Origin of the sequence: Heyndrickxia sp. FSL W8-0423 (genome assembly GCF_038009395.1) — a bacterium.
GTDB classification, from domain to species: domain Bacteria; phylum Bacillota; class Bacilli; order Bacillales; family Bacillaceae_C; genus Heyndrickxia; species Heyndrickxia sporothermodurans.
Genome location: NZ_JBBPBE010000001.1, coordinates 2124064 through 2137779, shown reverse-complemented (window position 1 = coordinate 2137779; position 13716 = coordinate 2124064). Strand labels below are relative to the sequence as shown.

The window sequence follows — 13716 nt, the reverse complement described above, 5'->3', positions numbered from 1 at the left end:
TATTACTCACTAAATTCTGCTTTCCAATCCTCCTTAACTTCTAGGCCAATCGTTTCCGCTGTTTTCTTATTGATGACTAATTTTAAATTTTGTGGTAGTTGCACCGGTAAATCGGCAGGTTTCTTTTCACCTTTTAAAATTTGAACGGCCATTTTCCCTGCTTCATATCCAATATCGGAGTATTCGAATCCGTACGCACCGAGTGCACCTCTTCCTACAGAATCGAATTCTGCTGCCATCATCGGCAATTTATTATCGTTGGCAACTGATACGACTGATTCTAACGCGGAAACAACTGTGTTATCAGAAATAATGTATAAACCATCAACTTTTCCGACAAGTGATTCAGTTGCTTGTTTAACCTCTGCTGAAGTTGATGCAGAAGCTTCGACAATAGTTAAACCAATGTGTTTTGCTAGTTTTTTAACATTATCTACTTGGGCACGTGAATTTTGTTCGCTCGAGTTGAAAACCATGCCTACTTTTTTCATATTCAATTGTTCCTTCATGAATTTTAAAGTGTTTGGAATAGCGTCTGGATGGGTATCAATTGTTCCTGTTACATTTGCACCGGGCTGTTCCATTGAAGAAACGAGTTCGGCACCGACTGGATCTGTCACTGAAGTAAAAATAATCGGAATGTCTTTGGTGGCACTTGCAACTGCTTGCGCACTAGGTGTTGAGTTTGCGAAGATGAGGTCTACTTTTGAACTGACTAAATTATTAGCAATGGTTGTGTTTGCACTATTGTCATTTTGAGCATTTTGTTTATCGTACTCCACTTTCAAACCTGATTCGTCAATCGCTTTTTTAAAGCCATCGAATGCAGCATTTAGAGAAGGATGCTCAACAATTTGAGTGACACCAATTTTGTATGTTTTCTCTTCCGGTTTTGAATCACCACTGCTTGCCTCCCCGCCTGCTGGTTTCTTCTCACTTTGAGATCCACACGAGGCCAGCATTATTGCACTGAACAAAACGATTGCGCTTTTTTTCCAACTTATTCTCATCCCATTTCCCCCCATTAATTTTAATCAATACTCTTTTGATAATTTCTTCATATAAGGAAAATGTCCTGCTTATATATTTAGTCGACTTTCAATGTTTTTCAACGTTTTTCGACAATCACTCATCATCTGCTCAAAGAGCTGACAAACAGTAGGTTCATCGTGAATCATCCCTGCAATTTGTCCACTATTCATAAATCCATCTTTCTCGTTTCCTTCAATCGCACCAATTAAATGATGTTTCTCGCTTGTAGCATCGATGTATTCGGGAAGCGAATAATTTTCTTCGTTTTTCAAGAGAGCTGAAGAATACTCACCATCTAACACTCTACGAACTTGGCCTTTCGAACGACCAAGAATGATTGTTTGGTGATCGTTTGCATTCAAAATCTTCTTTTTATAATTTTGTGAGAAAGGTGCATCCTTTGTCGCAACAAATCTAGTTCCCATTTGAACTCCTTGTGCACCTAAAGCCATTGCGGCGAGCAATCCTCTCCCATCGGCAATTCCGCCTGCAGCAACAACGGGAATTTTTACTGCATCCACGATTTGTGGAATGAGCGTCATTGTCGTCGATTCAAAAGGAGAATTTATTCCTGCAGCTTCAAATCCTTCCGCAACGATTATATCTGCCCCGGCCATTTCTGCTTTTTTTGCATGCTTTACAGATCCTGTGACCACCATTACCTTTATATCGTGATCATGAAAAATAGGAATCAATGGTGCTGGATTTCCGGCTGATAACGATACAATTGGCACTTTATGTTTAATGATTAATGAAACCATTTCTTTAATATGCGGATTCACATTTATCGGTAAATTGATCGCAAAAGGTTTATTCGTTAGCTCTACTATTTCTAGAATCATCTTTTCTACTTTTTCCGGAGTCATCGTTCCGACCCCCATCGTACCTAAACCACCAGCATTAGAGACTGCAGCGGATAATTTAGCATTGCTAATATTCCCCATCCCACCTTGAATGATTGGAAGCTCTATGCCGAGTAATTGTGTTAAATGATTCATGCTTTTCCTCCATTGTCTATTCCTCGTTTAGTAAAGGATGCTGAAATATATCATATTTTTTATTCTTTTTATATAGATGGTTTCCTTCACTAAAAACCAATTCAAAAAACTCACCCGCAGGTACGACAAGTTCCTTGTAGTAATCTGAAAAAAGTTGTGCCGCTTGGTTTCCGAACCATATTTCAGGTAGGAGTTCTTCCGGTAATCCGGGATCAATAAATAGAAATTTCCGGTATTCATGAACGAGTTTTGTTCGCTCAACAAAACAATCTGCAGGTGTCATATTTCCAGTTTGAATTCCTATTTTTGCTAGATCATATTTTTTTTGATAAATATCTATAAACTTTTTGTACTTTGAATTGATTGCGGGAATATCCCAACAATCTTGAACTAAGCGTATATTTTCATGGGGACCTTGATATTCTGTTAGAAAAATATGTACGTAATCGCTAATCTCATATTTTTCTACAAGCGTTTTGACTTGTTTCATTAATCGATTAGGTGATATCCAACAACTATTCGCAATGCTTCCGAAGCCGCTCCAAACTAATTCTTTCCTTAGTTCATCCCGAATTGCCCGTTTCTCCTCAGGAATCGAATAAATTAGCATTGTCCATTTCCCGTCCCATTTCTCCTGCTTTAATTTAAAGATCCGGGTCGCAGCCTCCTCCATTCGATCGATGCCACGTAGGGTTAAGTAATAATAGCTTCGATTGCTTTCTTTTCTTGCTTCCACCCATCCTTGCTTATTCATTCGAGAAATGGCAGCTCGAACCGCTTGTTCATTATGGCCAAACTCTTTCAATAACTTTATTAAACTGCCAATCCAAATTTCACTTCCATAATGTCGGATGTAATCTCCGTAAATTGTAAAAATCATGGATCTTGTATTCATTTCTGCTTTTACCTACCTTTTCTTGGAAGAGACGAATCATTGTTGATTAGAGTACTCCTTTTGTTTATACATTCTCCACGATAGTTGCAATTCCTTGGCCCACCCCTATGCACATCGTAGCTAGACCAATTTCCGTATTTCTTCTTTTCATCTCGTATATTAAAGTCGTTAAGATTCTTGCTCCACTCGCACCTAATGGATGCCCTAAAGCAATCGCCCCTCCATTCACATTAACCACTTCGGGATTTACTTCAAGCTGTTTGATGCATTCAATAGATTGTGAGGCAAAAGCTTCATTTAATTCTATTAGATCGATGTCTTTTATCGTCATATTAACCCGAGACAACAATTTTCTAGTCGCATAAATAGGTCCAAGACCCATCACAGCAGGTTCAAGCCCGGCTACTGCTGTTGCTTTATATTTAACGAGCGGAGTTAGCCCTAATTTCTTTGCTTTCGTTTCACTCATTAATAGTAATGCAGAGGCCCCATCATTTACTCCAGATGAATTTCCAGCTGTAACTGTTCCATCGGCAAATAATGGTTTTAATTTTTGTAGCGCTTCATAGCTTGAATTTGGCCGTGGATGCTCATCCAACGTGACTTCTGTGATCTTTCCTTTGCGATCGACTGTAGGAATGGAGATCACCTCATCAGAAAATAGCTGGCGTTCAAGCGCTTGTTTTGCCTTTAATTGACTGCATAAGGCAAATTGATCCTGTTCCTCCCGCGTAATGTTATATTTTTTCGCTACATTCTCTGCTGTTTCTGGCATGGAATCTGTCCCATAGATTTGCTTTAATTTGTCATTTACAAAACGCCAGCCTATCGTTGTATCAAACAATTCCATATTGCCTCGTGGAAATTCTGACTCCGGTTTCGCCATGACAAAAGGGGCTCTCGACATGCTTTCCGTTCCACCGGCAATAAAAATATCACCATCCCCTACGGAAATTGCCCTTGCTGCATAATTGACTGCATCTAAGCCGGATCCACACAAACGATTAATCGTTGTTGCGGCCGTCACTACTGGTAATCCTGCTAGTAATGCAGACATCCGGGCAACATTTCGATTGTCCTCACCGGCTTGATTTGCACAACCAAATACAACTTCTTCAATCTCGTTTACCGGGAGTTTAGGATTTCTTTCTAATAGTGCTCTAATAACAGCAGCCCCTAAATCATCCGGACGAACATTTTTTAAGGCTCCTTTATATCTGCCTATTGGCGTTCGTACCGCATCAATAATGACAACATTATTCATTTAGTCACACTCCCTACTGAAAACAACACTCTACTTACCTTCGAAATTAGGTTTTCTTTTATTTAGGAAAGCATTGATTCCTTCTTTATGGTCAGAGGATTGACCTACGATTCTTTGGGCATATGCCTCTTTATCCAATACTTCTTGCAAATTTGAATCCCAGCTTTGATTCATATAACGTTTTATTAAACCAATCGCTTTTGTAGGCATTTTCGCTAATTTTTCTGCAAAATGAGTAATCGTAGTTTCCCATTCTTCAAGAGGAACAACTTTTGTAATTAAGCCAATATTTTTTGCCTCTTCTGCTGAAATTTTTTCACCTAATATTGCTAGTTCTAATGCTTTGGCATGACCCACAATTCTAGGTAGATAATACATATTTCCGGAATCCGGTACTAAACCAACATGGATAAATGCTTCGATAAAGCTTGCATTAGCTGTTGCCAAGCGAAAATCGCATGCAAGTGCTAAGCTCAATCCTGCCCCTGCTGCTGTTCCGTTAATGGCTGCAATGATTGGCTTTTCAATCGACGCCATTTCTCTAATCATCGGATTATAGTATTTTCGTAAAAGTTCACCATAATCGGTATCTTCCTTCACTGATTGAAGATCTTGACCTGAACAAAAGGCACGACCTGCACCTGTAATAACGATGCTCCGTATATCATGATCTTTTGCTGCATCTTTTAATGCGTTTCTTACTTCGACTTTCATTTGTTCATTAAATGCATTTAATTTATCCGGTCGATTCAATGTGATCCACGCAACTTGATTTTTTACTTCATATAAAATGGTTTCATACATATCCTCACCCCTACCGTCCTTTGAATTGTGGCTTTCTTTTTTCCATAAATGCTTTCATGCCTTCTTTTTGATCTTCTGTTGAAAATAATAGTGAGAAGTTTTTCCGTTCATATTGCATTCCTTCGAGCAAAGAATCGTCGACTGCCTTATACACGGCCTCCTTAATGAATCGAACAGAGAGCGCTGGTTTTTCCGCTAATTTTTTTGCGTAATTAATTGTTTCTTCAATAACAAGTTCTTTTGGAAGTCGTTTATTAATGATTCCATGTTGTTCAGCTTCAGAAGCTGTCATCATCTCACCTGACCAAAGCCATTCCAATGCTTTTGTTTTCCCCATAAGCTTCGTTAATCTTTGTGTCCCACCTGCACCTGGCATGACAGCTAAATTAATTTCAGGAAATCCGAATTTAGCATCTTCTGCTGCAAAAAGGAGATCACAAGCGAGTGCAAGTTCAAAGCCCCCACCTAATGCAAATCCGTGAACAGCACCGATCATTGGTTTTTTCACTTGTAAAAGCAGGTCCCAATCAGCAAACTGGTTTAATAATTCCAGATCAATTGCCGAATCCTGTGCCATTTCATTTATGTCTGCTCCAGCTGCAAATGCCTTGCCATTTCCGCATAGAACGATCACTTTAACTTTTTCATCTCTATCCATATCCTCGATCGTTCGAACAATTTCATTCACCATTTTTCGATTGAGTGCATTTAACACTTCCGGTCGATTGAGCTGGATGATCCCGATATTCTCATCCGTTTCTACCTGAATAAATTTCAAATTATCCATTCACATCTTCACCAAACATGAATGTAACTAAATCACCGGCAAATTCCATTACATCTTTTCCGGAAGCCTTGGATTCAGGAGTTTTAGATGCTTCTTTAAATGCTTCTTTGCTTGCATAGTACATGACACACATGAGGTAATATGGACTTGAACCCGACATTTTTGTAATTTCTACCTTCTCTAGGCCCGGAATTTGATTCGTTATAGGCATATGGGTATTAAAATAATATTCATCAAAACTTGCAGGATCCTCTGGTTTTTTAAATAATGCGATCATTTTGTACATGTCGTTTCTCCTCTCATCTTCTTTTTTTAAATAATTCTTTTATTAGAATTTATATTAGATTAGATATTGGTTTCATTGCTTCAAATGGGTTTTTGCATGCTTTGCAGTAAAGGATACTGCGGCAAGCGGTTGGTCCGAATAAATTTTCCATTGTCGTATAGTAGGAACCGCAATATGGACATTCGACTTTCCACTCCTGTATTTCCTCGTTAAACACTGGTGGTGGTGCAATTCCAAATTGCTTTAGCCTTTCTTTTCCATCTTCTGATATCCGATCGGATGTCCATGGCGGGTGATAAATAAATTCCACTTCAACTGCGGTTACTTCTCTTATTTGTAAAACGGCTTCGGTTATATTTTTTTGAATAATCTCCAATGCTGGACATCCTAAAAACGTTGGGAGTGCCTTAATATGAACCTTATTTGATTCCAAAATTTTTATTTCTTCAATCATTCCTAGGTCAACAACACTTACTGATGGGATTTCCGGATCTTTCACATTTTCTAAGCACTTTTCCACTTGTATAAGTAATTCATTTTTTAATGTCAAGATATCCACCCTTCTTTTTACCAAGTTGCTTGCGGATCCAAGGCGTACACTTCACTTAGTGTTGTTAATGCATCTTGCAGGTCTTCGGTATGGAACCCTTCCCTTCCATTTCCTTTTTTCATTTGTGGTTCCCCGGGGTATGGCATTGAAATATCTTCAAAAACCTTCTTCATTTCTGTTTCCCAGCGCTTTTTAAATATATGCTCCGCTTCAATCAATCCGTAATCAGACATTAATTTGCCATTTGGACCGTAGGATAGTACTCCCGCAAATTCATCCCATACTTTTTGAATCGCCGCTCGCATTCTCGTTTTTCCTTCCCCATTACTCAAACACAACTGATTAAACCAAACTTTCCAATGCATAATATGATAATATTGTTCCATTTTCATTTTCATCGCAGCATGTGTTAACGGTTCAAAGGAAGAGTGTTTTAACGATTCAAGTTTTAATTTTTTATAAATATCATAGAAATAATGGCGGACGACGGTAAAGGCCCAATCATATTTTGGTTGATTTAAATAAGTTCCCGTACCATTGGCCATTTCTAGTAAAATAGCATTTTTTCGATAATCGGCTTTACGCTCATGGGCTAGTTCATCAGCAGCCCCTTCACCGAGGGATTCCAGTAGTTCATAATACATGACGGCGTGCCCCATCGTAGCCTGATTTATCGATGCATAGGCAATATCTTCTTCAATATGGGGAGCTAAACCGAGCCATTCTGAACCACGATAGGCTAGGATGAAATCATCATCTGCTAATTGATACAATAATTCGATTAGCACTTCTTTATATTCTTTATTTGCGATCTGTTGTTCCACGCTGCACCCCTCCCCATGACATGATTTCCTTTTCATCTAACACTTGTTGCTCATATTGGCGCCATTTCTTTTTCAAATAGCCGTATCCTTTTGTTAGGCGGTAATCTTTATTATCTAAGCGTGAAATAGACGCCCTTTCTTCAGGCTGTAATTTCCGGATATCAGAACGTTTCACTACCCAAATATCGACGACAGGTTCCCGCCTCATAAAATTTTCCTGAGCCATGACAAATGCTATTTCTTTATTTGGTGCGAGCAAACTAAATTGGTGCTGCATATCAGATTTGAACGTTCGTCGGCTGAAAACCTCATAGACTTCATAAAAATTATTGGAATTAGATTGTTTTTCCAATACGACCACTCCTTTTGGATCCAGTTACTTTATCCTAATGCTTCACGTACCCAGCGGTTATTTTCATAGGCTGTTATACGCAGCTGAAGTCTTGACTTCGATTTAGGACCGTTATTTGAAATAATTTTTTTAAATTCATTCCAATCAGGCTGTCGGTATATCCATTCTCCCGCCTCTTGATCAAAATGCATCGTTTCGTCTGGAAGCTTCAAACCCAATGCAAGTACTCTTGGTACATATTTTGTAAAAAAGTCTTGGCGTAATTGTTCATTTGTTTTCGTTCTTATTTTGTATTTAATCGTTAAGTCTTGTTTTGATGAACCGGTTGTTTGTGCAGTTGCTGGTCCGAAGAACATTAAAAGAGAATCCCACCAGCGATTTAAGGAATCTTGCAGCATTTGTCGCTGCATATCGGTTCCTTCCGCTAGTGCCATAATAATTGATTCACCGTGTTGTGCATGGAAAACTTCTTCTGCACAAATTCTTTGGAGTGCGCGTGCATAAGGGCCGTAAGAAGCTTGTAACATATTCGTTTGTGTCATGATCGCAGCACCGTCGACAAGCCAGGCAATCATTCCAGCATCCGCCCATGTTGGGGCTTCCATATGGAAAACATTGTGAAACTTTAATTTTCCTGTAAATAAATCATCCATGATATCTTCCCGTGTTTTACCAAGTGGCTCAAGTAAGTCTTCAACGACGCGTAGGAGAAGTTGCCCGTGCCCCATTTCATCTTGTACTTTTGCCATAATGCCGAGTTTTTTGCGTAATGATGGTGCTTTAGGGACCCATTCTTTTTCGGGTAAAGCACCCATGATTTCGCTAATTCCATGCATGGAAATTAATTTAATTAGGACCATGCGGTAATCATCTGGCATCCAGTCATTGGCTTCGATTTTCTCGCCGTTATTGATTCTTTCCATAAATTGCTGATGTTTCTCTTCTTCTGTTAATTGATGGGTATCAACGAAGTTCATAATTATCTCCTTTCGTAAGGGTGTTCGTTGTGTTCCGGTATAACATAGACCGTTCCTTTCCGCTGCAGGAGTTTGCTTTCCGCGGGGAGGAAGTCGAGCCTCCTCGACGCTTCGCGTCTGTGGGGTCTCGACTTTTCCTCTATATCCCGCAGGAGTCAAACTCCTTCCGCTCCAATCCACTCTGCGTTCTGGAAAAAAGCTAAATTCTAAAAGATTATTTCCTTGGCTGTTTTGTGCTTAAATCTTGCTATTGTTTAGCTTTGTTGTATCTTTGATCAATAATTCTGACTGCCTTCCCCTCCGATCTTGGAAATGCTTTTGGTGGGTGTATTGTGATTTTCATTGAGATTAAACAGTTTGATTTCATTTTTTCGTAAATTTCTTTTTGCAGTGTTTTTATTTTTGGGTGTTGTAGATTCTGTGATGTTTGTTGAAAAAGTTCTTCGGTTATTTCTACGTGAAGTTCAATTTCGTCTAGTGAGGATTTTCTAAGAAGATGTACTTGATAATGTGGTGCGATATCTTTCATTTGAATGAGATGATGTTCGATATCCGAAGGAAACACATTGATTCCTCGTATTATGATCATGTCATCAATTCGTCCTTTGATGCGGGACATTCTCGCTGTTGTTCGACCACAAATGCATTTTTCAGTGGTGATCGATGCGATGTCTCCTGATCTGTATCGGATAATTGGAAACGCTTCCTTTTTTAAGCTTGTAAAAACCAATTCTCCTTCTTCCCCATTGGAAACAGGCTGCAATGTTTGTGGATCGATTACTTCAACTAAAAAATGATCTTCTGCGATATGTAGTCCGTTCTGTCCTTCATAACATTCTATCGCTACACCCGGTCCAATGACTTCGCTTAGTCCATATATGTCACATGCTTTAATATCAAATAAATCTTCTAGCTTGTTCCGCATTTCATCGGACCATGGTTCAGCTCCGAAAATGCCAATCCTTAATGATGTATCCCGAGGATTAAGGCCAAGCTCTATCATTTTTTCGCCAATATTTAATGCATAAGAAGGTGTAGAACAAAGAATGGTCGGCTTAAAATCTTGAATAATATTAATTTGTCTTTCCGTGTTGCCGCCGGATATCGGTATAACGGTTACACCTAATTTTTCTCCTCCATAATGAAGACCGAGGCCGCCTGTAAATAATCCATAGCCATATGCATTTTGCAAAATATCACCAGTATTTCCGCCTGCAATTGAGATTGCTCTTGCTACTATAGATGACCAATTTTCGATATCTTTTTTTGTGTAACCAACTACCGTCGGTTTGCCACTTGTTCCTGAAGAGGCGTGAATCCTAACTAATTCATTTTGCTTTGATGCAAAAAGACCAAATGGATAATGATCTCGAAGATCTTTTTTCGTTGTAAATGGGAGCTTTCGTATATCATCCAATTGCTGAATATCATGAGGAATAAGTTGTAATTTGAGAAATTGTTGTTGATAAAATGGAACGTTCTGATAGACTCGATGAATCGTATTTTTCAAATCATGAAGCTGCTGATGTTGAATCAATGATCGATCTGCAGATTCAATCATAATTGCCCCCCTTACGATTACATTTCTAATAATTATATGACGTTATTTTTTCGTAGATACATAATTACGTCATATTAATTTCAGAATAACGCGCCTCTATTACATTGTCAATATCTATTTCTGAAAATTCAGCTTTATTGGAGTTAAAAAATAAGGATGCCCTTTATATGATTTACAACTGAAATTCTGATGTTTGATAAGTTGTTTATGATCCACAAATGATTTTGTATGATCCACTAATCATCGTTCATGCGGCACAAATTTTGTTTCATGATGCACAAACTAAATAAGGAAAACCAAATATTTCAAAAACCTAATAGAGCAGAACAGTTACCTATCAATAACAAAATGAGTATGAAACCTTTGTGATTTCATACTCGTTTTGTTTCTTTATTCAACCAATGATTAATTTGTACTTAATACACTGTCATTGATTTCTTCATTTTTCTCATCTTCTACTTTTTCTTTTGTTGAATCATCGCCTAACATTTTCACAAGTTTTCTGGAAATTGATAGTAGGATAAGTCCTAGAACGATGACTACTACTCCGATAACAGAAAAGACTTCAAAATATCCTAATTTTCCAGTGAAGGAACCTAGTTGTCCGGCAATAATATTAGCTACGAAAGAGCTTGCCATCCAAACAGCCATTAATAAAGATGCATACTTAATTGGTGCATACTTACTTACAAATGACAATCCTACTGGTGATAAGAACAATTCACCGACTGTATGGAACAGATACGTAAATACAATGAATAAAATATTTGCTTTTGTCGTAATATGGTGTTCATTACTACCTGTTTGCATAATAGCAAAAAGTAATACGATATATCCAATTCCTAATAGCATCATCCCAAAGGCCATTTTCGTCGGAACAGGAATATCTCCGCGTTTACTATTTGAAAGTTTTACCCATAGCAATGAAACAAGTGGCGCTAATAATACAATAAATAATGGGTTAACTGATTGGAACCAAGAAGTTGGTATTTCCCAACCGAAAATCGTACGATCAACGAACTTATCGGTATAAATACTTAAAGCTCCACCAGCTTGTTCGAATCCCGCCCAGAAAAAGATAACAAGAACTGTTAAAATAAAGATGACTTTCATTCTATTTTTTTCAACTTTAGTTAACTTTTGTTTTTCAACGGCACCACTAGTAGAAACTTGTGGTTTCCCAACCGGTTTTTTACCGATATCACCTAAGAAACGATTACCTAATGTGTTAAATAGGATTTGTCCAATAATCATCCCAATCGCTGAAGCAAGGAAACCATACTTATAACCATATTCAATGGCACCATGTGCATGAACAGCAAACCATTTATCTGTAATTAACCCGATAATTAACGGAGAGAAAAATGCGCCGACGTTGATTCCCATATAGAAAATCGTAAATGCCGCATCACGACGCTTATCTTTCGGGTCATACAGTTCACCAACAATCGTAGAAATATTCGGTTTAAAAAATCCGTTACCGATGATTAATAAGATTAGTCCAGTATAAACAGCTGCATAACTTTGATGTGCAAAAAGAACGATATTACCAATCGCCATGATAATACCACCAATTGTAACAGCAAGTCTTTGTCCCAAAAATCTATCAGACAACCAGCCACCAATTAATGGCGTAAAGTAAACTGCTCCTGTGAAGAAACCATATAACATAAGTGCAGTACTTTCGTTCATTCCTAATCCGCCATTAACCAATGATTTAGTTAAATAGAGTACTAGGATCGCTCTCATACCATAATAACTAAAACGCTCCCACATTTCTGTCATAAATAACAAGTATAATCCAGGCGGGTGCTTTTTTGATTGTTTGGATTCCAGTTGCTTGTTCATTGTTGCATCCATTCTTGTTCCCCCTAGTAGGTTAAATATTATTTCAGTATAATTATCATAATTTAAGAATAATTAAATCGTCAATAAAATATTTAGAAAAAACAAAATTATAAACTTTCTAAATTGGGTTTTTATTTAGAACAATGTTTATAAAACCCTTGAAATTTATAACTTCATATATATTTTCTAGTAGGAACAAACGGAACTTTATCCAACAATTACTATATTAATTTATTTTTAACGTAAGGAAAAGATATCATCTTTTTTATTTGCTTATTCCCTAAATTTATCCAGCAGACTGTCGTCTCTGTATTCGAATCTCCCAATTTTCCCTTTTTCTTTTGTAGAAAAAATAATGACTCCTTTTACATTTGCAACTTTTTCTTCATCTCCATTTTTCCGGTAACCGACATTTGCTATGAAGCTATAGCTATTTTTCTCACTTCGCTCAATCGTGACCCCCTTAAGATTTAACTTATATCCATTTTCGTGAGCATATGTTGGGTATTGAGTACCGAATGCAGCAATAAAGGAGTCAAGCTCAGATTCTGTAAAGTATGGTCCGTATATCTCCGCTACATATTTATCAAATTCCTTGTTTTCCTCTTTGTTATTGACAACAGTTTTATATTTAGGATTCCACATTAGGTCGATAAACTTCTCATCTGGACCAGAAAATTGGTGCTCAAGTACTTTATTAATTACTTCTTTATTTGTATCGGTATCGGCTATTGTGTTTTCTGCTTCAGCCTTAGAGCAAGCAACTATAAAAAACGCTGACATCATAATCATTAGACTTAAAAATAATATGGATTTTATTTTTCTATTATTTTTTGACATTTCACCACTCCCCTTTTAAAGGTAATACGTTTATAAGACATTTAAGATTCAGATTAATACAATTTTTTCTCGTAAAAAAACCCTTGAGAAATCACTCTAAGGGTCTTAAAAATTACGAAGTTATACAATCATATTTTCCTCTATAGAAGGTTAACGGGTCGCCATCTTCAGTATGAATGTCCTTTACCTCACCGATAAATAGAGTATGATCCCCTGCTAAATGAGTTTCATAAACATCACAAACAATATTTGCAATGGAACGAGGAAGAATCGGTACCCCTGCTATCCATTGAAACTGTATTTCTCTTTTTTCATTCAGCTGACCTGCGAAATATTGGGATTCTTCTTGTTGTTCCTTTGACAAAATATTTACGGTGAACTTACCGGATTCTTCGATATATTTTTTCATATTTGCATGATTGCCAATAGAAATTAAAATTAATTTCGGGTTAAGTGAGACTGACATAAATGCATTAGCGGTCATTCCATGGACTTTATCATTCGTTAAAGTTGTAATGACCGTAACGCCTGTAGCAAATTTCCCCATTACCGTTCGAAATAATCGATCATCCATTTAATCCCTCCTAATTAGAAATGCGCGGGGCGCCTTGTTCATCGACTTAGAGGACTTACGGGACCTTGACTTGTTTCTGAAGTCCTCTAGTCGATAGGGCGCTGGAGCTGGACAGAAATGTAAT

At 37.6% G+C, this 13716-nt stretch carries 14 protein-coding genes and 1 pseudogene; all 15 read right to left on the bottom strand.

From position 1 onward, the window contains the following. Nucleotides 1-2: 2 nt before the first annotated feature. The 15 genes and pseudogenes from MKY81_RS10835 to MKY81_RS10765 all read right to left on the bottom strand — a co-directional run bounded on the left by MKY81_RS10835 (nt 3) and on the right by MKY81_RS10765 (nt 13592). Nucleotides 3-1010 (bottom strand): ABC transporter substrate-binding protein, encoded by a 1008-nt coding sequence (locus MKY81_RS10835; protein WP_341117771.1) that lies wholly within the window; start codon nt 1008-1010, stop codon nt 3-5. A gap of 69 nt (nt 1011-1079) precedes the next feature. Beyond that, nucleotides 1080-2030 (bottom strand): NAD(P)H-dependent flavin oxidoreductase, encoded by a 951-nt coding sequence (locus MKY81_RS10830; protein WP_107958275.1) that lies wholly within the window; start codon nt 2028-2030, stop codon nt 1080-1082. A gap of 16 nt (nt 2031-2046) precedes the next feature. Continuing rightward, nucleotides 2047-2925, bottom strand: coding sequence for a phenylacetic acid degradation operon negative regulatory protein PaaX (paaX, locus tag MKY81_RS10825; RefSeq protein WP_341117770.1), 879 nt, complete (start codon nt 2923-2925; stop codon nt 2047-2049). Between the two features lie 64 nt (nt 2926-2989). Beyond that, nucleotides 2990-4189, bottom strand: a complete 1200-nt coding sequence (locus tag MKY81_RS10820) for an acetyl-CoA C-acyltransferase (RefSeq protein ID WP_341117769.1) — start codon at nt 4187-4189, stop codon at nt 2990-2992. 30 nt (nt 4190-4219) lie between these two features. After that, a complete protein-coding gene (locus MKY81_RS10815) occupies nt 4220-4993 on the bottom strand; it encodes an enoyl-CoA hydratase-related protein (RefSeq protein ID WP_066227600.1) in 774 nt (257 codons plus the stop codon). A 10-nt stretch (nt 4994-5003) separates the two neighbouring features. Beyond that, the gene (locus tag MKY81_RS10810) at nt 5004-5780 is read right to left on the bottom strand and encodes an enoyl-CoA hydratase-related protein (protein ID WP_066227598.1); all 777 of its coding nucleotides are present in this window, start codon (nt 5778-5780) and stop codon (nt 5004-5006) included. Beyond that, complete coding sequence (locus MKY81_RS10805; RefSeq protein ID WP_066227596.1) at nt 5773-6066, bottom strand: EthD family reductase; 294 nt, start codon at nt 6064-6066, stop codon at nt 5773-5775. The genes MKY81_RS10810 and MKY81_RS10805 overlap by 8 nt, the downstream gene beginning before the upstream one ends. 49 nt (nt 6067-6115) lie before the next feature. Beyond that, nucleotides 6116-6619, bottom strand: a complete 504-nt coding sequence (paaD, locus tag MKY81_RS10800) for a 1,2-phenylacetyl-CoA epoxidase subunit PaaD (RefSeq protein ID WP_425319830.1) — start codon at nt 6617-6619, stop codon at nt 6116-6118. Nucleotides 6620-6633: 14 nt separating this feature from the next. Beyond that, complete coding sequence (gene paaC / locus MKY81_RS10795) at nt 6634-7476, bottom strand: 1,2-phenylacetyl-CoA epoxidase subunit PaaC (protein WP_445663929.1); 843 nt, start codon at nt 7474-7476, stop codon at nt 6634-6636. Then, a complete protein-coding gene (gene paaB, locus MKY81_RS10790) occupies nt 7418-7792 on the bottom strand; it encodes a 1,2-phenylacetyl-CoA epoxidase subunit PaaB (protein ID WP_341117767.1) in 375 nt (124 codons plus the stop codon). Before paaB ends, paaC begins: the two co-directional genes overlap by 59 nt. A 29-nt stretch (nt 7793-7821) precedes the next feature. After that, entirely contained in the window at nt 7822-8769 is a 948-nt protein-coding gene (paaA, locus tag MKY81_RS10785) for a 1,2-phenylacetyl-CoA epoxidase subunit PaaA (RefSeq protein WP_108071980.1), read from the bottom strand. A gap of 247 nt (nt 8770-9016) precedes the next feature. After that, nucleotides 9017-10330, bottom strand: coding sequence for a phenylacetate--CoA ligase family protein (locus MKY81_RS10780; RefSeq protein ID WP_341117766.1), 1314 nt, complete (start codon nt 10328-10330; stop codon nt 9017-9019). 483 nt (nt 10331-10813) lie between these two features. Continuing rightward, nucleotides 10814-12190 (bottom strand): annotated as a pseudogene (locus MKY81_RS10775) (peptide MFS transporter); the annotation flags it as partial. Between the two features lie 261 nt (nt 12191-12451). Continuing rightward, nucleotides 12452-13018 (bottom strand): hypothetical protein, encoded by a 567-nt coding sequence (locus tag MKY81_RS10770; protein ID WP_341117764.1) that lies wholly within the window; start codon nt 13016-13018, stop codon nt 12452-12454. A 112-nt stretch (nt 13019-13130) separates the two neighbouring features. Further along, nucleotides 13131-13592: a flavin reductase family protein gene (locus tag MKY81_RS10765; protein ID WP_107920847.1), complete on the bottom strand. Its 462-nt coding sequence runs from the start codon at nt 13590-13592 to the stop codon at nt 13131-13133. Nucleotides 13593-13716 lie beyond the last annotated feature (124 nt).